Origin of the sequence: Streptomyces eurocidicus, from assembly GCF_002891295.1 — a bacterium.
In the GTDB taxonomy this organism is placed as follows: Bacteria; Actinomycetota; Actinomycetes; order Streptomycetales; family Streptomycetaceae; genus Streptomyces; species Streptomyces eurocidicus.
In genome coordinates, this window is record NZ_LGUI01000006.1 from 441338 (window position 1) to 461594 (window position 20257).

A 20257-nucleotide genomic window follows, 5' to 3' on the forward strand; every position below is an offset into this window, starting at 1 on the left:
CGCTCACTCACCTGTCGCACTGCCACTCGCCCGAGGAGCGGGCCACGATGCCTTGGCGAGCTGTTCCACCCGCTGGTGCAGGCGCTCCAGATACGGCTCGCTCTCCGGTTTCATCAGCACGCTGCGCAGTACGTGGGTGTCGTCGCCGTCCGCGACGGCATCGGCGCGGCGGGCGGTGAACGCGTCGGCGGTGACACGGGCGACGCTGAGGAAGACGGGGTCCTCCTTGGCGTTCATCCCCCGGTGGAGCACCTCCTTGCTCGCCGCGCCGACATGGGACAGGCGTGGTGGCGGACTCCCCGGAGCGGCCGGGTAGTACGTCACGATGTCGAGCTCGGGAGGCTGGTACGGCTCCAGGTACGGAGAGGCGCTGATCAGCTCGGCCCAGCGGACGGCGGCCCGGCGCCCGGCGGCGAGCACCGCCCCGAGCCCGTCAGGGGTGAGCGGCAGCAGTTTCAGGGTCAGCCACAGAGCGGCGGCGGCCGCACCGGAGCGGGAGCATTCGAGGCTGATCTCCCCCAGGTGGGGCCGGTGGGAGGTGAAGTAGGTGTAGGGCGAGTCGTGCCGGAAGAACCGGGCGACGTCCGGGTCCCCGAACAGCACCGCTCCACAGCCGTACGGCTGCAGACCGTGCTTGTGCGGATCGATCGCCACCGAATCGCACCGCGCGAGCGCCCGCAGGGCGTCGCCGGTCTCCGGCGCGACGGGCGCCCCTTCCCCGTCGGCCTTCTCGTCGGCCAGCAACCGGAAGAAGCCGCCGTAAGCGGCGTCGGCGTGGACGCGCACCCCGTACCGGCGCGCCAGCGGGACGATACGGTGCAGCGGATCGACGGCACCCAGCGCCGTCGTGCCCGTGGTGACGACGACCGTCCCGGCGACCCCGGTGGACAGCAGCCGGTCCAGCTCGCCCGTGTCCATGCGCCCACGGTCGTCCACCGGCACCGTGAACACGGGGACGCCCAGCAGATGGCACATCCGGGCGTGTGTGTAGTGCGCCTCGGCGCTGACGGCCACCCCCGTGCCGGGACGGCTCTCCCGGGCGACGAACAGGGCTTCGAGGTTCGCCTGAGTGCCGCTGCTGGTCAGGTGCCCCAGGTGGGCCGCGAACCCGGCCATCCCCGCGAGCTGCTCCACCACCTCCTCCTCCATGGCGGAGGTCGCCGGACCGCCGTCCAGCGCGTGGTTGTTGGAGTTGACCAGCATGGCGGCCGCGTAGCCGGCGACCGCCACCGGGTGCGGCGGCTTGAGCATCTGCCCCGCGTAACAGGGGTGGAAGAAGGGGTAACTGCCGCGCAGCCGGGCGGTCAGTTCCTCGAACGCCGCCGCACAGGCCGCTTCGTCGACGGCCGTCGCGGTATGCGCCGCGAACTCGCCGTACGTGCCCGCCCATTCCCGGAAGGCTTCGACTCCCCGCCCGAGCCAGTACCCCAGCTCCATGCCCACCCCCGACCCCGGCCCCATCGGCCCGATCACCGTAGCGTCAGGAAATAACCTCATCCCGACAATCGGTGACAATCACCCGAAGGGGTCACACGGGGCGTGCGCGACCGAATCCTGCGCGCCGGTGGGGGCACGCGGCGTCACAGGACGGCGGCGATGGCCCCGCAGGAGAAGCCGACGCCGAAGGACAGGAGCAGGGCCCGGCGCCCGGCCGCAGGCCGCCTTCCTCCCGGGCCATGGCGAGGGAGTCCCACTCGGCACACCGGCGCGGATCACCACAACCGACCGCGCCCCCGCCGGGTGGAGGACGGGCCCGGCCCCGCCGGCCCGCCGCCGGAGACCGGTCAGGGGTTCACCAGCCAGCCGCGAGAGACGTCGCAGATCAGGTACGGGATGCGGGCCTGGCACGCGTCGCAGGAGCCGGCGGTCCAGGAGTTCGTGGCGCCCTGGCCGTGCCACGCCCGCATGTACCGGGCGTCCTCCGCCTTGGGGCCGACGTAGACCATCTCGCTCATGCGCACGTAATCGACGGAATTCCAGTCGAGGTGCTTCTCTCCCAGTGCGACCAGGAGTTTGACGGCGGAGCACGGCCGGGTGACGCCCTGTATGTCCTCGTCCAGGTTCACCTTCTCGCCCCGGACGGTCAGCCAGCCCTTGTTGTTCATGGGAAGAGTGGGGTTCGCCAGCGTCCACTTCCCCTGGTGGTAGGTGATCCCGTCGAGGTGCTTGGGCTTGATCCATGGCTCCGCGGTACGTCCGCTGGAGGCATAGAAGTAGTACTCGCCCCCGTTGATCTTCGCTTCGAGCACGCCCATCATGAAGACGGCCGCCGGGTCGCCGACCAGGCTCTTGTCCCGCATCAGGTTGTCCTTGATCTGCCCCACGACGCCGCGCAGCTTCGCGCTGTCGGTCAGTTCCGGAATGCCGTGGAGCAGCTTTCCCTTTTCGCTTTCCTTCTTGTTCCTGACGTAGTGACACCTCGGGCAGGTGTCCGTGGCGCGGCCGCCATGCCGAAGGTTGACGTCCGTGTCCGGCTTGCTGGGCTTGGTCTTCGGCATGCTCGGCCTTCCGTCAGCGGTCCGTGGAGCGGGGAAATTAGCACGTCACAGCTCTGTCGCCGACTCCGCTCCAGGCGGCAGCGACCAGTTTTGGACGTGATCGGGTGACACCTCGTCGCGATGCCGTCACCCTGCGGAAGCCACCGTCCGGCCCGCTTTCGGCCCGCCCGGAGCCCGCTCCCCCCGGAGCATGATCGATTCTCTGGGAACGATCATGATCGAACGCCTTACGCACCGACAAAACGGTCAACAGCCGGATTCTGTCGCGGAAACCGACGAAAGCGCCGCAGCTCCTCCCCGGCCACCTGGCCTGATCACCGCAGTCACCCGGCAACCCGCTGTTAGCGTGCGCCGGAATCCCATGTCCACACACTCACGGCGGTCCGTGCTCCGCGCGGTCCATCGGTCAGGAGGGAATGCGTTGTGGCGGTGACCGCGATGACCGTCGGCGAACTCAAGGAATGGTTGAAGACCCTTTCACCCCCCACTCAGGAGCTGCTGCTCCCCGACGGGCTCCCCGACAACCTGGGCGACCAGGGCGCCCTCAAGAACGCGGTGAACCCCGGCGCCCTTTCGGACTGGTTCACCATGGGGACCGCTCTCACCACGCTCGTCCCGGACCCGGACAACCTCTGCGTCACCGGAATCATCGCCACGGAATCCCCGAACCTCTCCCTCTGGTTCTTCAGTGACGAGGAAGGCGACCCCGACGGCGCCACCGTCACCGGCGTCCAGTTCGGCCTGTCACTGAAGAGCCACCCCGTGATGTCCGTCTTCAGCGCCCTCGGGTTACAGGACCTCATCCTCGCCTACGAGATCCGCGTCCTGGACGGCGCCGCCGTCCACGGGCTCTCCGCGCAGGCGAAGCTCACCACCGGCGGCGACCCGCTCCTCATCACCTGCGCCCTCGACTTCGAGGCGCGGCAGACCGGCTACGAGTTCGTCGTGGAGCCCGAGGCCGGCGGGGAATGGCATGTCGCCGAGGCGCTCTTCGGGCTCTTCGGCGTCGCTCCGCCGCCCGTCCTCGCGGGCATCGCCCTCAAGCGCCTCGTGCTGGCCTACGACCACGGTCAGGACTCCACCGGGTTCCGCGTCGAGGTGGACGCCGACTTCCCGCTGGGCGGCCTCGCCGCGGGCCTCGACGTCAAGGTGGCGCTGGCCAAGTCCGGCGGGAGCCGGACGTACGACCAAGAGTACGAGGCACGGCTGGTCCTCGGCGTCCCCGCCCAGGGTGGTGGTGACGACACCGTCCGCACGCTGACGTTCGACATCAAGGACGCCCAGCACGCCGAGTTCAGCGCGACCTGCGAGGATTCCAAGGGCGTGTCGTTCGCGGACCTCGCCGGACTGCTGGGCGTGGCGGAACCGCCGGAGTTCCTGACCGATCTGGTCATCTCCGGCCTCACGGTCGGGTACGCGTCCGCCCGCAGGTCCATCGTGCTCGCCGCGAAGGAGGAGAACGGCGGCTCGCTCGTCGTCGTCTCGGACCGGCCGAAGGACGGCACCCGTGCGTATGTCGTGCGCGCCGGCGTCGGGCTGGACGCCAAGCTCTCGGACCTGCCGTTGCTCCAGGGGCAGATACCCGAAGGCCAGGACCTCGGCGTGTGCGGGCTGGGCGTACTGCTCACCTCCGACGAGCTGACGGCCGACCGGATCACCGAGCTCAACAAGGCCCTCGCGGCGAGCGACGGGGCGCTTCCCCTGCTGCCCGCCGACGGTCTGGGCAAGGGGCCGGCCTTCACTGTCGACCTCCGGCTGCCGGGTCACTCGGAGAACACCTCGGTCGTCGTCCGGGGCGACGGCGAGAAGACCAGGGCTGCCGCCGAAGCCCCCGCGCGGCCACGGCTGATCACCCAGGACGGCACCCCGGTCGCCGGGGGCGTCACCGGGAACACGGCGGCCGGCCCCACCGGCCTCCCCCTGGTCGCCTGGCTCAAGGTCCAGCGCGACATCGGCCCGCTGCACCTGGGCCGCGTCGGCGTGGGATTCGCCGACGACACCGTGTGGGTGCTGTTCGACGCCTCCCTCGGCATGGCCGGACTCACTGTCGGCGTCGACGGGCTGGGGATCGGGATCCCCCTGTCCCACCCCGTACCGCCGGAGTTCCGGCTGGACGGGCTGAGCGTCGGCTACTCCCGCCCGCCGCTGTCGATCAAGGGCGCCCTGGCCAACCGGCCTCCGGACGACACGTACAGCACCCTGATCGAAGGGGCCCTGTCGGTCACGGCGGAGGAGTTCGGCCTGACCGCGCTGGGCGCGTACGCACGGACGAAGCAGCACCCCGACCAGCCGTCGCTGTTCCTCTTCGGCAAGGTGAACGGCGAGTTCGGCGGCCCGCCGCCCGTGCAGATCACCGGCATCATGGCCGGCTTCGGCCTCAACACCGACCTGCGGCTGCCCGAGGGCGACCAGGTGCTGGACTTCCCGTTCCTCGCGGACATGTCCTCGTCCGAGACCGACCCGCTGGTGGTCCTGGGCAATCTGATGGGTGGCCAGGACGCCTGGGTGCGCCCCGCGTCCGGGCAGCTGTGGTTCGCGGCGGGCCTGGAGTTCAAGGTCTTCGAGTTCGTCACCGGTCAGGCGCTGCTGGTGCTGGAGGTCGGCGACGACTTCGCCGTCGCGGTGCTCGGCACGGCGGAGGCGCGGTTCCCCAAGGAGCCGTCCCTGCCCGCGTACGCGAAGGTACGGCTGGGGCTGTCCGCCAAGTACCGGGCCAGCGAAGGCGTGCTGAAGCTGACCGCGCAGCTCGCCCCCGGCTCGTTCCTGCTGTCCGAGGACTGCGTGCTGACCGGTGGGTTCGCGCTGTACACCTGGTTCGACGGCGCGCACGCCGGTGACTTCGTCCTCACCCTGGGCGGCTACTACCCGGGCTACCCGGTGCCCGGCCACTACCCGCAGGTCCCGCGGCTGGGCTTCAACTGGCCGGTCACCTCGGAGCTGACCCTCAGCGGCGGCTCGTACTTCGCGCTCACGCCCGGCGCGGTCATGGCCGGTGGCGCACTGGACGTGAACTTCCGCTCCGGCGACCTGCACGCCTGGCTGACGGCGCACGCCAACATCCTCATCGAGTGGGCGCCCTTCCACTTCGACGCCGAGATCGACGTGAGCATCGGGGTCAGCTTCGTACTCGACCTGTGGCTGGTGCGCGAGACGATCAGCGTCGAGGTCGGCGCTTCCCTCCATCTCTGGGGCCCGCCGACGGGCGGCGAGGTCACCGTCCACCTCTGGTTCATCTCCTTCACCATCGGCTTCGGTGACGGCAGCGCGAGCGGCGACAAGGCCGCGCCGTGGAGCGATGTCGTCAAGCAGCTCCCCGCTGCCCAGGACGCCGTCCGGCTGGTGCCCATGGACGGGCTGACGCCGGTGGACTCCAAGGACGAGCCGGAGCTGTGGACCGTCAGCACCGGCGTCTTCTCCTTCGCGGTACGCACGGCCGTCCCGGTCGGCAAGCTCCGTCTCGGCGACGAGCGGCACACGATCGACGGCACCGACGTCGACATCCGCCCTCTCCGCGCCGGCGGCGAGCAGCTCGACTCGACGCTCACCGTCACCCTCACCAAGGGATCCACCGCGCAGGACCTGAGCACCTGGACCGCCGCACCGAACGTGGCGAGCCTGCCCGCGGCACTGTGGGGGAAGTACGACGGCAAGCTGACCACGGGCAGCGCGCAGCGCGTGGACGGCCAACTGACGGGTGTCGACCTGCGGCTGCCGCGGCCCACGCCGGGCAGCACACCCGGCCCCGTCAAGGCCGGGACGATCGCGCACGACGACCGGACGCCGAACGGCAAGCTGCCGCTGACGCGACCGGGCGTCGTACGGGCCGTCACCGCCGTGGAGTCCGCCCCCGTACGGGTCGAGGCCCCGCGGCCGGTCACCGTCGGGCTCGTCGCCGGGACCGCACCGGCACCGGAGGTCCGCGCGAGCACGGCCGCCGTCACCGCCGGCCGGACCGGCGCCCTGGTCGACCAGTCCCGCGACCGGCTCTTCGCCGCGATGGACTACCTGGACGTGAGCCCCGGCACCAACGAGCGGCTCACCGCCACGGACGGACTGGTCGCGGGCGACGTCGACGTGAAGCCCGCGCCCCCGGTCCCGGGCACGCCGACCGCGAGCGAGCGGTTGTACGTGCTGGGCGCGGCCTCGGTGACGCCGGTCGACGCGCAGAGCCTGACGGTGTACGACCCCATCACGCTGAAGAACGCGGGCTCGGCGTACCTCTCCGTCCGCCCCGACGGAACCCGCCTGGTCACCGCCGCCCTGAGCTCGCAGCATGTCGAGTCCTTCGACACCACGGCCAACCCGCCCGGCGCGGCCGTCGACCTGAACGGCGCGTCCCCCGCCTGGTTGCCGCAGAACACACGGGGCCTGGCGTTCTCGCCGGACGCGGGCTGGGACCACGCCTACGCCACCTACGCGCAGCCGGACCAGATGGTGCTCCTCACGTTCCGGAACGGCGCTCCGGTGGCGGGCCACACGTACGGCACGCTGGCATCGGACCGGGTGACGATCACCGAACCGGCCGATGTGGTCCCCGCCCTGCCGTGGGACAAGACCGTCTACATCGCGCTACCGCAGGACGACACCGTGGCGAAGGTGGACGTCGGCAACATGGACAACCCCACCGCCCAGGCGTACTTCCCCGCCGGCCCCTCCCCCACCCGCCTCGCCGTGGACCCGCGGGGCCGCTGGGTCTACGCGCTCAACCCGGCCAGGTCGACGGTGACCGTCATCGACGTCGCCGCCAAGTCGATCGCCACCACCCTGCGCACGGGTACGGACCCCAGCGCCCTGGCCGCCTCCGCCGACGGCGAGCGGCTCTACGTGGCGAACGCCGTGACCGGCACGGTCTCCGTGTTCGACACCAGCGGCGACCTGCCACGGGAAGCGGCCGAGCCCGTGTGGGTGGGAGCGGGACCGATCGCGCTCGCGGTGTCCGCCGAGGGCGACCGGCTCTACGTCGCCCGGGAGAAGGTCCGGCAGGTCCGGGTCGTGGACGTCGCGTCGGACCAGCCGGTCCTGCTGCCCGTCACCGTCCCCCTTGAGGACGACCCGGTGGCGCTCGCCGTCACCGTCCCGCCGACCGTCACCGTCACCGGCATCCCGGCAACCCCCAGCGTCACCCGAATCACCGAAGGCGGTGCGGCATGAGCCATCCCGAGTACGCCCTGGACCCCGACCCGTCGCTGAACGTGCAGTTCGTCGACTCGCTGGTGCCCACGCTCACCGCGGGGCGGTACACGCTCACCGCGCACCAGACCCTCACCAAGGGCGGCGACCGGGTCGACACGGACAACTACCTGGACGCCCCGGCGACGCAGGAAGTGGAGGTCCGCGCGCCACGCTTCACCGTGCAGCCGGAGTGGATCCACGGCGCGTACCCGACTCCGGGCGCCGGCGGCCTGTACGACGACGTGCTGCCGCATGTCACGCTCGACCGGGCCACTCTGCCGTGGGAGCGCGAGGCGAAAGCGCACGACGGCACGCGCCTGCCGTGGCTGGCCCTCCTCGTCTTCGCCGAGGGCGAGCTGCCCGGCACCGACCCGCACTGCCTCGGGCGGACGGACGCGAAGACGGTGGCCGACCTGACCGGTTCCGAGAGCGGCGTCGTCCTGCCCCCGTTCGACCGGGACGCGGACCCCGTCACCGACGACGACAAGCAGCAGGTGTGCCGCACCGTCCTGGTGCCCAGGTCCGTCTTCCGCGCCGTCGCCCCCACCCAGGAAGAACTGCCCTTCCTGACCCACGTCCGCCGGGTCGATGAGCGGCACCAGCGCATGGCGCCCGGCGACGACCTGATCCAGGTGGGCGACTACGCGGTCGTGGTCGGCAACCGCCTGCCCAGCGCGAAGGGCGGCCGCTACGTCGCGCACCTGGTGTCCCTGGAGGGCTGGCTGTCGTACCTGCCCGGTGGCGCCGACGAGGCGAAGGACCCCGGTCAGGCGGTACGCCTGATCTCCCTGTGGTCGTGGGCGTTCGAGACGATCCCCGACCACTTCCCCGGATTCGCCGCGCTGACCGGGCACTTCGTCGACACCGAGGGCGCGGACGGCTCCGACCTGCTGCTTCGTGTGCCGCTGCCCGACCGGCCGCTGTCCGGGAAGGACCAGCAGGAGGTCGCCGACCGGCTCGGCCGGGGCTATCTGCCGGTCTCGTGCCGCACCGAGTCCGGGCGCTCCACGTTCGGCTGGTACCGGGGACCGTTCACCGCCCAGTACGTCACGCCGGAGACCGACCGCGCACGGCGCCGCTGCGCGGCGGAGGCGCTGATCCACCTGGACCGGTACGGCGTCTTCGACGTCAGCCTCGCCACCGCGTTCACCGCGGGCCGGGGCGTCGCCCTCGCCGACCACCAGTTCGGCGCGGCGCTGCTGCGGCTGCGCGGCAAGGTGCAACGAGCGGCGGAGAAGAAGAGCCGTACGACGGCGACCACCGGAGCCCGGGCCCGTGTCGAACACCTGGTGGCGAACGGCCTCGCCGGCCACCTCGGCGAGGTCCTGACCACGCCGGCCCGTACCAGGCAGGCCGTCGACGCTCCCGCGCGGCGCCCCGGCGTCACCCCCGTACCCGCCGCGACCGAACTGCCCGCCACCGCCGGGCTCGGCCCGGAGCGCCTGCGCACCGACGCGGCCCTGCGCGCGCGGCTCACGTCGGACGACAAACCTCTGGTGGACCCGGACGACGACGACCTCGTCCTCGTCCGGAACCGGCTGCTCGGCCTGCGGAACCTGACGGGCGTGCCGTTCGCGCACCTCGTGCCCGACTCCCGGATGCTGCCCGCGGAGAGCCTGCGCTTCTTCTACGTGGACGCCGACTGGACCGCCATGCTGCTCGACGGCGCCCTGAGCGTGGGGCTCGCCCACACCTTCGACCTCACCTCGGACGACCTGGTCTTCGGCCCCACGGGCGTGGCCCCGCTGCCGCCCCTGGCCGCCCCGGTCACGGGCCTGCTGCTGCGATCCGAGCTGGTCAGCGGCTGGCCCGCGCTGGAAGTCCGCCCGTACGCGAACCCCCAGGCCGCCGAAGGTGAACCGACTCTGCCGGTGCTGCGCCGCGAGGCGCTCGCCGACGACGTCCTGCTCGTCCTGGTCGAGGGTGTGCCGGGCCGGGTCGAGCTCGCCGAGCCGCAGCAGGGCGTCCACTTCGGCATCGACGAGCCGGAGGAAGGCGGCAGTGACGACCCGATCGTCGACGGCATCATCCGGCTGCGAGCCCTGTCGGGGGACGCCATCGGGAAGGAACTGGACCCGCGGCAGTATCCGTTCCCCGTGGCACCCGACAAGCTGAGCGACTACCTGCGGACACCGGCGGATGCCGTGCTGAACGTGAAGAAGCTCGCCGACGGGCTGGGAAACGCCCTGAAGATCAAGGACCGTCCGCTGACCCCCAGCGAGTTCGCCATCCAGATGATCAACGCCGCGCAGCGCCGCACCTTCACCACCGCTTCCACCGCGCACACCCCCTTCACGACAGGAGACCACCCCAATGGCTGACCGCGACGACACCCTCATCGTCCCGGTGAACGTGGACGCCCTGGTGGTCAACCAAGACCTGCGTCAGCGCGACGGCCAGGGCTTCCGGCGCTGGCGCCCCAACTTCAACCTGCTGCGCCACAGCCTCAGCCCCGAGGTGGCCCCGTTCACCAACGAGGACCCTTGGAACGCCACCCAGGAGCATGAGACCGACGAGAAGTACAAGCGGTACGACGGCGTCTACGTGCGCTGGGAGCTGCCCGACGCGCTGCGCCAGGGTGCCGCGCGGGCCGAGGGCGGGCGTACGGAATTTCCGCTCGTACCCAACCGCTGGCTCGTCGTCCGGCAGGTGCAGGGCAGGGACGACCTGACCGCCGGCTGGGTGGTGGAGAGCGACTTCCTCGACCCGGAGGACGGCACCTCGCGCTTTATGCACCCGGTGCGGCCCGGCGCCGGGGATCCGGCGACCACGCCGTACCGCTCGACGATCATCACGACGCAGATCGGCAGGAAGCAGAGCGTCAGCGGTGGCACATGGAGCGAGCCGACGGACGCCTCGCGCAAGGAGCTGTTCCTCACCGCGGTCGGCCCCGGCATCATGACCTTCCACGTCTACCAGCCGTACCACGAGAACGTCTTCTCGCTGCACGACCCGCTGGACGGCATCGACTCCGGAGTCGTGAACTACCAGGTCGTGGGCTGGTATTCGGACCCCGCCCAGGAGGAGCTGCGCCGCCGACTCGACGGCGAGGGCGCGACGGTCGCGTCCGTCCTGGCCGGGCTCGGCTGGACGGTCGCCGACCTGCCGGGCACCTGGACGCCCGACAGCACCACCTACTGCGGACGCGCCCTCCAGGTGCGGTGGAGCCGCGACGGCGACGCTCCGGACTCGGACCGCCCGGAGAAGACGGACGTCCGTGACCGGATCGCCGTCGGGAGCAGCGCGGACGAGGCGCATGCCGCACTGGTCGCCAAGGCCCGCGCTGCCCTGCCCGCAAACTCCGGCAACGCCCTCGATCACACCACCGACCCCGCCCTCCTGCACGTCCTCGGCAAGGGCCTGCTGAACACCCTCGACGAGCCCGACGGCGACGTCCTCACGGCCCAGGCCCTGCACAAGGGCTGGTTCCAGCAGGTGCCGGGCGGCTATGTGTGGCGGCTGGCCGACACCGCCGACAAGGGCAATGTCTCCGGCGACCCGAAGTCGGTCACGTGGTCCGGCGTCGCGCCCGAGCACGAGGCGTGGCTGGCGGAGCTCAACGGCTACCAGAGCGCGTACGACCGGGCGGAGCGCGAGCTCACCGCGTTGCAGCAGCGGTTGTACGGGCTGTGGTGGATGCACAGTCTGCCGCTCATCCCGCCGCAGTACCGCCGCGAGCGGCTGTACGCCGAGATCGACCCGGCGAACGCGGACGGCCTGGCCGCCCGCGTGGCCGCCGCGCAGGACGACCTGAAGAAGAAGCTGAAGGCCGTCACCGACTGCGTCAACGGCCGCCCGCTGCCCAAGGGCTACGAACTGCGCAAGGAGACCCTGCCGCCCTTCTACCAGGTCACCGACCCGACGATGGTGCTGGCCGGCGCGAAGAGCCACACGGCGCACAAGCCCCTGACGCGGGACGGGGAGCTCGTCTGCCGCATCCCCTCGCAGATCGTCGACGACGGGCGGGCGAACCCCTTCACCTCGCTCCAGCTCAGCGGGCTGCCGTCGGTCGCGTCGGCCCTGTTGATCGAGTTCGCGTGCGTGCTCGACCCGAAGAACGCGGGGAAGTACCCGCCCGACATCGCCCCGGATGCCTGGCGGCAGCCGTGGAAGCCGCTGCTGTTCCAGTGGCGGGTCGAGCACTGGCAGGTGCCCTACGGCACCCCGAACAGCCCCAACTGGACGTTCGACGGCAGCACCTACCAGTGGACGAACGGCTCCCCCGCCACCGACGCCATCGAGGTGACCGGCCGCCGCTTCCTCGTACCCCTGCCGCAGCACACGGTGGGCGGCGGGCTCGAACAGCACGCCGCCGACCACCCCGACCCGGCGGTGGCCGAGGCGCTCACGGCAGCGGCGGCGCAGATCAAGGACCTGGACCTGCTCTCGCAGCGCCTGGACGGGCTCACCGACGCCTTCGCCCTGCGCGACCCCGCGCCCGGTGTCAGCCCGCCCGGCGAGATCGGCAAGCTCATAGGCGACGCCTTCCGCCACCTGCCCGACCCGGGCATGCTGCCCGAGCCGTTCAAGGGCTGGCAGGACTCCGGCTTCGCCCAGATCCGGGCCGGGCAGTTCGCGGTGAGCAAGCTGAGCGTCGTCGACGAATTCGGCCAGAGCCTCGACGTCCTGCTGCCCGGCGACGCGCCCACGTTCGTCCCCAAGGTGGGCGACAGCCTGCACACCCACGACAAGTTCGTCCAGCCCACGGACACGGGGCGGTTCGTCCAGCTGCCGCCGCGCCTGCTCCAGGCCGCCCGGCTGCGGTTCGACTTCGTCGCCGAGCACGACGACGCGCGGCTCGTCGACCTCACCGCGAACACGACACCGGTGGGCGCGTGGATCGTGCCCAACTACGTCGACCGCTCGCTGCTGTGCTACGCGCCGACCGGTGAGCCGCTCGGCGAGCTGCGCCTCGAACTCCGCGAGGGCGAGGGCGGCGACGTGACGACCGCGGTCGCCTGGGGACCCCTGCCGGACTCCCGGGTGAACACGATCGACGCCCTGCGGGAGACCCGGCCGCAGCTCTACGCGTTCGCCCGCGAGCTGGCCGCGAAGGGACCGGACGCCTTCGCCGACCTGCTGGCCGCCGTCGACCACGCGCTCGCAGGCATCGACCCGGGCAACCCGTACGGCGACGAGGTGCTCGGCGCGCTGCTCGGGCGCCCGCTCGCGCTGGTCCGCGCCCGGCTCGGCTTCGAGCTGGACGGCCTTCCCGTCGCCGACGGGGGCTGGCAGTACGCGCTGGACTGGAAGACGCAGGAGGCGTGGGCCACGCGTCAGGGCGACACGGCACCGGCCGAGATGGCCCACCTCGACTACCGGTGGCCCGTCCGGCTCGGCAACGCCGGGCAGAAGGGCGACGGTCTGATCGGCTACTTCTCCGAGGCCGACTACGGCACGTTCTATTCGGTGGCCACGCCGGGCGACCACCCGCACACGGACTACGTGGCGCCGATCTCCGACGCCAACTGGCCGGAGCTGCGGGCGGACTCGACGGACCGGACGCACCTCACGCTGCTGCTCGACCCGCTCGCCACCGTCCACGCGACCACGGACATCCTCCCCGTGACGGGGCTTCAGCTCCCGTCGCGCTTCACGCGGACCGCCCTGGCGGCGATGCGGGTGGCGCTGCGGCTCAGCCCGGTGCTGACCACGATACGGAAGGTCCCGGGCAAGGACGTGGGCGTAGGTGACGCGTCGTCCGCCTTCGTCAACGCCCTCGCCGTGCCGCACCCGACGTCCCCGCAGGGCACGTGGGACTGGGCCGAGCTGGTCGTCCCGGACGCGCCCGCCGGCGCCGACACCGCGCCGCGGTGGAACCACGAGCCGGTCGTGCAGATCGACCAGAAGGCCCGGCTGGACGAGAACGGCCCGACCGTACGCACCGGCTTCCTGCGCCTGTCCGGCGGCATCGACACCAAGTGACCTCCCAGCACCCGTACCCGACCCCGAAAGGAGCCGACTCCGTGAGCGAGCCGGACCCCACTCTGCTGGACTACGCCATCATCAGCGAGCCGTTCCCGCTGTACGCGACGACCGGCACCGACGACCCCGCCACGGCCCTGCACCTCGTGGTCTCGAACGGCGGCGGCGACACCGTCTACTGCCGGGAGATCGTCTTCTCCCTGCCGGCGGGGGACCTCGCCCAGAGCCTGGTCGCGCAGGACGCGGGCGACGGTCAGGCCCCGGACTGGACGGTGGCTCGCATCGAGCCGGGCACGCAGACCATCCTGCCGCCGGGTGACTACGCCCACTTCCTGGCCAAGCCGAACAAGGCGGACTCGGCCGTCGACGTCTCCGGCATCGTCATCACCCTGGAGAACCTCAAGATCAGCCCGTTGCCCGGCACGGCGAGGATCGAAGTCCGTGAGGTCGCCACCACGAACACGGACAAGTGGCCCAGCAGCCCGCGCTTCAAGAAGCTGGAGATCACGAAGTTCCCGGCGCCGAGGATCCCGGCCCTGGCGGTCTCCGACTTCACGGCGGACACGCTGGAGGTAACGAGCGGCGCCCCGGTCCGCCTCACGTGGACCGGCCCGTCGACCCTCGACTACACGGTCTCGCACGGCGGCGACTCGCACCCGGTGGGCAAGAACCACTCGTACAGCACGACGATCGACCGAGACACGACCTTCCAGCTCTCGTACGAAACCGGCGAGCTCAAGACCACGCATTACCTCACAACCACGGTCACGGTGAAGAACCCGAAGCTGACGGGGCTGACGGTGAACGGTGACGTGACGGTAACCAACGGCTCCACCACGGTCGAGGGGCTGACGGTGGGCAAGGACCTGACGGCGCAGCAGAAACTGACGGTGCACAAGGACCTCACCGCGAAGCAGGCTCTCACCGTGAGCGGCTCTGCCGATCTCCAGGGGCTCACGGTGCACGGAGCCCTCGATGCCAAGGCAACGCTCTCGGTGAACCAGACAGCGACCGTGGGCGAAACCCTCACCGTCGGAGGGATCCTCAAGGCGAACAGCGACATCACCGTCTCATGGGGCGGCAAGGTCAAGTTCACGACGGATGGGGTGCAGGGCATCTCCGTCGACGGCAAAACAGTCGTACACGACGGGACTTCGATCCACCTTGAGAACGGGTACGTCAGCGGTGGGTACCTCTGGGCGTACAAGGGGAAGGACGACGACTACGCAACAGTGCACGACGGCGAAACAGGTAACGGTCGGTCGTACTGGACGGTCCATACCACCTGAGGCAGTCATGCCCCCCCGCGTCGTGTTCCCGCAGCGCCGGACCTCGTACGAGCCGGCCTTGCGGAGGCTTTCGGTCTTTTCATGTTGACGCGATAGCGATCACCGTTCACACCTTAAGCCCGGTAGGCGGCTTTTGATGAGGTAGCGCCCGCTTGCTCCCGTCGCATCAATTGCATAGCGTCACCCGTGCACCACACGTAGCAAGTATTCCAATCGATCCCGGGCCGTGCGGTGAACTCCGCACGGCTCCACGGAGGTTGCGACATGTCGAACGAGTGGGAGCACGTCGAGGTGGCACCGGCCATCGCCGAGGCGAATCGCAAGGTGATCGAGACCATCCCTTCGAGCTCCGAGGACTTCGAGAACGCCACGCGGGGGCAGATAGCCATGCCGCCCGTTCCCTTCATCCCGGCCCGCACCAAGGGGGACGAGCCGGTCTGGGACTTCGCCGGCTACGACTTCCTGCGCGCCGGGGACGAGACGCCCCCGGCGGAGGTCAACGCGAGCCTGTGGCGCCAGGGGCAGCTCACCGCCGTCGCCGGGCTGTTCCAGGTCACCTCCGGCCCGCGCGGCGCCATCTACCAGGTCCGCGGCTACGACCTCTCCAATATGACGATCATCGAGACCGATTCGGGCATCATCGTTCTCGACCCGCTGGCCTGCTACGAGACCGCGCAGTGGGCACTGAAGCTCTACCGCGAGCACGTCGGTGACCGGCCGATCGTCGGCATCATCTACACCCACAGCCACGTCGACCACTTCGGCGGGGTGCGTGGGCTGTTCGCCGAGAAGAACGACGTCGTCCCCGACATCCCGATCATCGCGCCCGACGGCTTCCTGGAGCACGCCGTCAGCGAGAACGTCTACGCTGGCCCGGCCATGGGCCGCCGCGCCGAGTACATGTACGCCGCCAAACTGGACAAGAGCCCGGTCGGGCAGGTCGGTTCGGGCCTCGGCCTGACCATCTCCACCGGCGAGGTCACCCTGATCCCGCCGACCGTCAGCATCGGCGACGCCGGCAACGGCCCCGTCCCGCGCGCGCAGTGGTCCAAGGACGATGTGATCCCCTGGCGGCCCGGGCTGTACCGCCAGATCGTGGACGGCGTCCGGATGATCATTCAGCTCACGCCGGGCACCGAGGCCCCGGCGGAGATGAACCTCTACTTCCCCGAACACCGCACCCTGTGCGCGGCCGAGAACGCCACGCACACCCTGCACAACCTCATCACCCTGCGCGGCGCCCAGGTGCGCGACGCCCATGCCTGGTCCAAGTACCTCACCGAGGCCGTCCAAACCTTCGGCGCGCACACCGACGTCGAATTCGCCTCCCACCACTGGCCGCTGTGGAACGACGCGTCGAGCGAGGAGGGCAAGCGGCGCATCGTCGATTACCTCAGCATCCAGCGCGATGTGTACGGCTACCTCAACGACCAGGCGCTGCGCCTGATCAACGCGGGCAGGAACGGTCTGGAGATCGCCGAGGAACTCCAGCTGCCCAAGTCGCTGGCCGACCACTGGTACACCCGCGGCTACTACGGCTCGGTCAGCCATGACCTCAAGGCCGTGTACCAGCGCTACATGGGCTGGTTCGACGGCAACCCGGCCCATCTCTGGACCTACCCGCAGTCGGAGGCGGGCAAGCGGTACGTGGACGCGATCGGCACGGTCACCGACGTGGTGGCCAAGGCCCAGGCGGCGTACGACAGCGGTGACTACCGCTGGACCGCCGAACTCCTCAACCACGTCATCTTCGGCTATCCCGCCGAGAGCGAGCCGGCCAAGCGGCTCCAGTACCAGGCGCTGACCCAGCTCGGCTACGGCGCCGAGAACGGCACCTGGCGCGATTTCTACCTCACCGGTGCCCACGAGCTGGCCCACGGTGTGGAGGCCAGGGCCAACCAGGAGGCGGGCGACCTCGTCAACAGCCTCACTCTGGAGCAGTACTTCGCCGCCCTGGCACGCAGCGTCGACGGCCCCAGGGCCGGGGCCGAGCAGCTCGCGCCGATCACTCTCCAGTGGCAGATCACCGGCGCGACCGACCAGGCGTGCACCACGACCCTGCGCAACGGCGTCCTGGTCTACGTACCGGGCAAGGACCTCTTCGCGGGCACCCCGGACGTCACCCTCAGGCTCTCCCACGAGGCGCTCAACCGCCTCATCCTGGCCGGCCCGAACTTCCCGCAGAACTTCGACCAGGCCGTCCAGCACAAGGAGATCGAGATCGTGGACGGTCGGCAGAGCGCCGCCGACACGGTGTTCTCCTACCTGACCGGCCCGGACCCGAAGTTCCCGCTCGTCGCCCCCGGCGTCAGCGGCACCTGACGGCCACGGTGCCGGTGACCGGGCCCCGCGCCCGGCCACCGGCACCGGCCCGCCCGGCGCGGCGGCCTCCCCACCGCCGGTGCGGCGCCCCGGGACCACGCGGCCGAGGCAAGCCCTGAGCGGCAGCCCGCACCGTAAACCCCTCCTTCGCGCCGCGCTCTCGCATGCCCTCATTTCACGCGTTTTCACCAAGGGAGCTGTTGATCTTCATGCACAAACGCCGGAGAGTTCTCGCGTTCGCCACCGTGGGTACGGTCATGTGCACCGCTGGATTCATGCCGTCGGTCAGCCAGGCCGCCGGTAGCGGCGACGGGGAAAAGAAGGGGTCCTACGCCGAGACGCACGGTCTGACGGCGGATGACGTCAAGAACATCAACGCGCTCAACGAAAGAGCCCTGACTCTGGGCCGGCTCGGCGATTCTCCGGAGGAATTCCCTTCGAGCGCCGGCACGTTCTCCCCGGCCCCCGCCTTCGTCGACGACAGGGAGACCCCTCCCGCCGAAGCGCTCGACAGGGCACCTGACGCATACCGGGCCTACGGAGGCAGGGCCACTACGGTCGTCAACAACTACATACGCAAGTGGCAGCAGGTCTACAGCCAACGCGACGGCAAGAAGCAGCAGATGACCGAAGAGCAGCGAGAAAAGCTGTCCTACGGTTGCGTCGGCGTCACCTGGGTCAATTCGGGGCCCTACCCGACGAACAAATTAGCGTTCGCGTCCTTCGACGAGAACAAATACAGGACCAGGCTCAAGAACACCAGCCCCCGGCCCGATGAGACACGGGCGGAGTTCGAGGGCCGCATCGCCAAGGAAAGCTTCGACGAGGCAAAGGGCTTCCAGCGGGCGCGTGATGTGGCGGCCACCATGAACAAGGCCCTGGAAAACGCCCACGACGAGCGGACCTACCTCGGCAACCTCAAGACAGAGCTCACGAACAAGAGTGACGCCCTGCTCCACGAGGACGGCCGCTCGAACTTCTACTCGGCGCTGAGAAACACACCGTCCTTCAAGGAAAGAGAGGGAGGCAACTACGACCCGTCCAAGATGAAGGCAGTGATCTACTCGAAGCACTTCTGGAGCGGGCAGGACCGGCGGAGCTCCGCCGACAAGAGGAAGTACGGCGACCCGGACGCCTTCCGCCCCGACCAGGGTACGGGCCTGGTCGACATGGCGAACGACAGAAACATTCCGCGCAGTCCCGCCGGCCCCGGCGAAGGCTGGGTCAACTTCGACTACGGCTGGTTCGGGGCTCAAGCGGAATCGGACGCCGATAAAACCATATGGACCCACGGCGACCACTATCACGCGCCCAGCAGCGGCCTGGGCCCCATGCACGTACACGAGAGCAAGTTCCGGAACTGGTCCGCCGGGTACGCGGACTTCGACCGCGGAACCTACGTGGTCACGTTCATACCCAAGAGCTGGAACACCGCCCCCGCCAAGGTGGAGCAAGGCTGGCCGTGACGGAACCGGGTAGCAGGGCCGGGGCTCCCGACCCTGCTCGACAGCTTCTGTCGTCCCGGCGGAACGCCGGGGCGACCGGGCCACGACGGCTACCGGTCGCCCCGCTTCCTCGCCCCTACTACCCCTCTACTACTCCTCGGACGGGATCGGACCCGCGTACTCCAGGGTCCACGTCTCCTGGAACTCCGGCTGGGGCGCCACGAGCTCGATCTGCGCACCACGGTGTCCGGCGCGCAGGGCGAGACCCTTGTCGGAAAGGATCTTGACTCCGCCGATGACCCGCTCGAACGTGAACTTCGCCCATTCGGCACGCGGAACGCTGTTCACGAAGAGCTTGTCCTCGGGGACCACGAGACCCGCGGCCGGGTGGTAGGCGAGGTGGATCACGTAGGGCGACCCGACGACCTCGTGATCGGCGGCGTCGACGATCCACTCCTGCTCGATCGGCAGGGGGTTGAAGCGGTCGGTGATGACAGGAGCGCCGTGCTTGACGGCGTACTCGGTGGCCGTCAGGAGGGAGGTCGGTCCGATGATGTGAGCGTGGATCTTGTACTTGCCGGGCTTGACCGGAATCGGGGCCATGCGTGGCACGTCCTCTCTCACGTTCCGCTACCGGCGGCGGACCCACCGGCACATGGCCTCCACCTTCGCGGCAGGTTCACCGGCTGCAAAGGTCGGTATATCGCCAAGCCCATTACGGCGGAGATCGATCGATCACAATGGCGAATAAAGCGCCTCAGGGCAGGACACGGGGGCAAGTCGCGGATTTCGCCGCACCCGCCCACGATCCGCAACCCGGCCCACCGTGTGATAACAACTGCAGGTAGGGCCGCATTCACCCAACGGAAGAGAGCTTTCGGCATGGCCGTCATCCACCACACCACCCTTAAACCGAACAAGCTGGAGCTGCTCACCGTCTGGCTCCCCTCCCGCCCGTGGTACCACAGCCGCGCAGGCGAACCGGAGTTGGCCACGTCCGGCGGCTTCCGGCTGGACGATCCGCAAGGCGAAGTGGGGATCGAGTTCATCGTGGTCACCGACACCTCCGGCCCTCACCCGACCACCTACCTGGTGCCGCTCACCTATCGCGGTGCCCCGCTCGACGGCGCGGAGCACGCCCTCGTCGGCACCATGGAGCACGGGGTGCTGGGGCGTCGCTGGGTCTACGACGGCTGTCACGACCCCGTGCTGGTCACCCAGTTGCTCGCCCTGCTCGAGGGCCGGGTCCAGGCCCAGGACCAGAACACCAGCGACAGCCCCGACCGGGAAGTCACCTGCTCCTACACCGGTGAAGGCTCAGCCTCCGTGGCCTTCGCCACCACTGCTACCGATGATCAGGACGGTACCGCGCTGGCCGTCCCGCATGGCGCGACCCTCCGCCTGCACCGAGTCCTGCGGCCCGCCCAAGACGAGCCGCCGTTCCTTCCGCAGGGAGCGACCGGCCACGTCTCCGGTTCCTGGCACATGCTGGACGGCACTCGGGCCCGGGGGCTGTTCGCCGTCCTGCAAGCGAACTACCGGGCCTGAAGCATGTGCCACGACCCGCACCGCCTGGTGAAGATGGCCTGCGCGTTCACGGAGAAGC

General features: G+C 70.0%; 10 protein-coding genes. 7 read left to right on the plus strand and 3 right to left on the minus strand.

Annotated features, from left to right (window positions below; genetic code table 11):
* Positions 1 to 3 precede the first annotated feature (3 nt).
* Together AF335_RS21205 and AF335_RS21210 are read right to left on the minus strand one after the other, a co-directional pair.
* Positions 4 to 1437 carry a pyridoxal phosphate-dependent decarboxylase family protein gene (locus tag AF335_RS21205; RefSeq protein ID WP_102920001.1) on the minus strand — a complete coding sequence of 478 codons (1434 nt, stop codon included), beginning with the start codon at positions 1435 to 1437 and terminating at the stop codon, positions 4 to 6.
* A 347-nt stretch (positions 1438 to 1784) separates the two neighbouring features.
* Positions 1785 to 2498, minus strand: coding sequence for a hypothetical protein (locus tag AF335_RS21210; RefSeq protein ID WP_102920002.1), 714 nt, complete (start codon positions 2496 to 2498; stop codon positions 1785 to 1787).
* A 438-nt stretch (positions 2499 to 2936) separates the two neighbouring features.
* Between AF335_RS21210 and AF335_RS21215 the strand changes: the two genes are divergently transcribed.
* The 6 genes from AF335_RS21215 to AF335_RS21240 all read left to right on the plus strand — a co-directional run bounded on the left by AF335_RS21215 (position 2937) and on the right by AF335_RS21240 (position 18672).
* The gene (locus AF335_RS21215) at positions 2937 to 7649 is read left to right on the plus strand and encodes a DUF6603 domain-containing protein (protein WP_342353973.1); all 4713 of its coding nucleotides are present in this window, start codon (positions 2937 to 2939) and stop codon (positions 7647 to 7649) included.
* Positions 7646 to 9991, plus strand: a complete 2346-nt coding sequence (locus AF335_RS36260) for a hypothetical protein (RefSeq protein WP_102920004.1) — start codon at positions 7646 to 7648, stop codon at positions 9989 to 9991. Before AF335_RS21215 ends, AF335_RS36260 begins: the two co-directional genes overlap by 4 nt.
* Positions 9984 to 13595 carry a hypothetical protein gene (locus AF335_RS21225; RefSeq protein WP_102920005.1) on the plus strand — a complete coding sequence of 1204 codons (3612 nt, stop codon included), beginning with the start codon at positions 9984 to 9986 and terminating at the stop codon, positions 13593 to 13595. The genes AF335_RS36260 and AF335_RS21225 overlap by 8 nt, the downstream gene beginning before the upstream one ends.
* 41 nt (positions 13596 to 13636) lie before the next feature.
* Entirely contained in the window at positions 13637 to 14884 is a 1248-nt protein-coding gene (locus tag AF335_RS21230) for a hypothetical protein (protein WP_102920006.1), read from the plus strand.
* Between the two features lie 264 nt (positions 14885 to 15148).
* On the plus strand, positions 15149 to 17206 hold the full coding sequence (locus AF335_RS21235) for an alkyl/aryl-sulfatase (protein ID WP_102920007.1): 2058 nt from the start codon (positions 15149 to 15151) through the stop codon (positions 17204 to 17206).
* Between the two features lie 209 nt (positions 17207 to 17415).
* Positions 17416 to 18672, plus strand: coding sequence for a protein-glutamine gamma-glutamyltransferase (locus AF335_RS21240; protein WP_102920124.1), 1257 nt, complete (start codon positions 17416 to 17418; stop codon positions 18670 to 18672).
* A gap of 129 nt (positions 18673 to 18801) precedes the next feature.
* Here AF335_RS21240 and AF335_RS21245 read toward each other — a convergent pair whose 3' ends face one another.
* On the minus strand, positions 18802 to 19254 hold the full coding sequence (locus tag AF335_RS21245) for a hypothetical protein (protein ID WP_102920008.1): 453 nt from the start codon (positions 19252 to 19254) through the stop codon (positions 18802 to 18804).
* A gap of 279 nt (positions 19255 to 19533) precedes the next feature.
* Here AF335_RS21245 and AF335_RS21250 point away from each other — a divergent pair, with 279 nt between their 5' ends.
* Complete coding sequence (locus AF335_RS21250; protein ID WP_102920009.1) at positions 19534 to 20199, plus strand: maltokinase N-terminal cap-like domain-containing protein; 666 nt, start codon at positions 19534 to 19536, stop codon at positions 20197 to 20199.
* Positions 20200 to 20257 lie beyond the last annotated feature (58 nt).

What these genes read in the sequence shown, in the direction of transcription:
- AF335_RS21235 (WP_102920007.1), top strand. Translation starts at nt 15,149, where the DNA reads ATGTCGAACGAGTGGGAGCACGTCGAGGTGGCACCGGCCATCGCCGAG.
- AF335_RS21225 (WP_102920005.1), top strand. Translation starts at nt 9,984, where the DNA reads ATGGCTGACCGCGACGACACCCTCATCGTCCCGGTGAACGTGGACGCC.
- AF335_RS21240 (WP_102920124.1), top strand. Translation starts at nt 17,416, where the DNA reads ATGCACAAACGCCGGAGAGTTCTCGCGTTCGCCACCGTGGGTACGGTC.
- AF335_RS21245 (WP_102920008.1), bottom strand. Translation starts at nt 19,254, where the DNA reads ATGGCCCCGATTCCGGTCAAGCCCGGCAAGTACAAGATCCACGCTCAC.
- AF335_RS21250 (WP_102920009.1), top strand. Translation starts at nt 19,534, where the DNA reads ATGGCCGTCATCCACCACACCACCCTTAAACCGAACAAGCTGGAGCTG.
- AF335_RS21215 (WP_342353973.1), top strand. Translation starts at nt 2,937, where the DNA reads ATGACCGTCGGCGAACTCAAGGAATGGTTGAAGACCCTTTCACCCCCC.
- AF335_RS21210 (WP_102920002.1), bottom strand. Translation starts at nt 2,498, where the DNA reads ATGCCGAAGACCAAGCCCAGCAAGCCGGACACGGACGTCAACCTTCGG.
- AF335_RS36260 (WP_102920004.1), top strand. Translation starts at nt 7,646, where the DNA reads ATGAGCCATCCCGAGTACGCCCTGGACCCCGACCCGTCGCTGAACGTG.
- AF335_RS21205 (WP_102920001.1), bottom strand. Translation starts at nt 1,437, where the DNA reads ATGGAGCTGGGGTACTGGCTCGGGCGGGGAGTCGAAGCCTTCCGGGAA.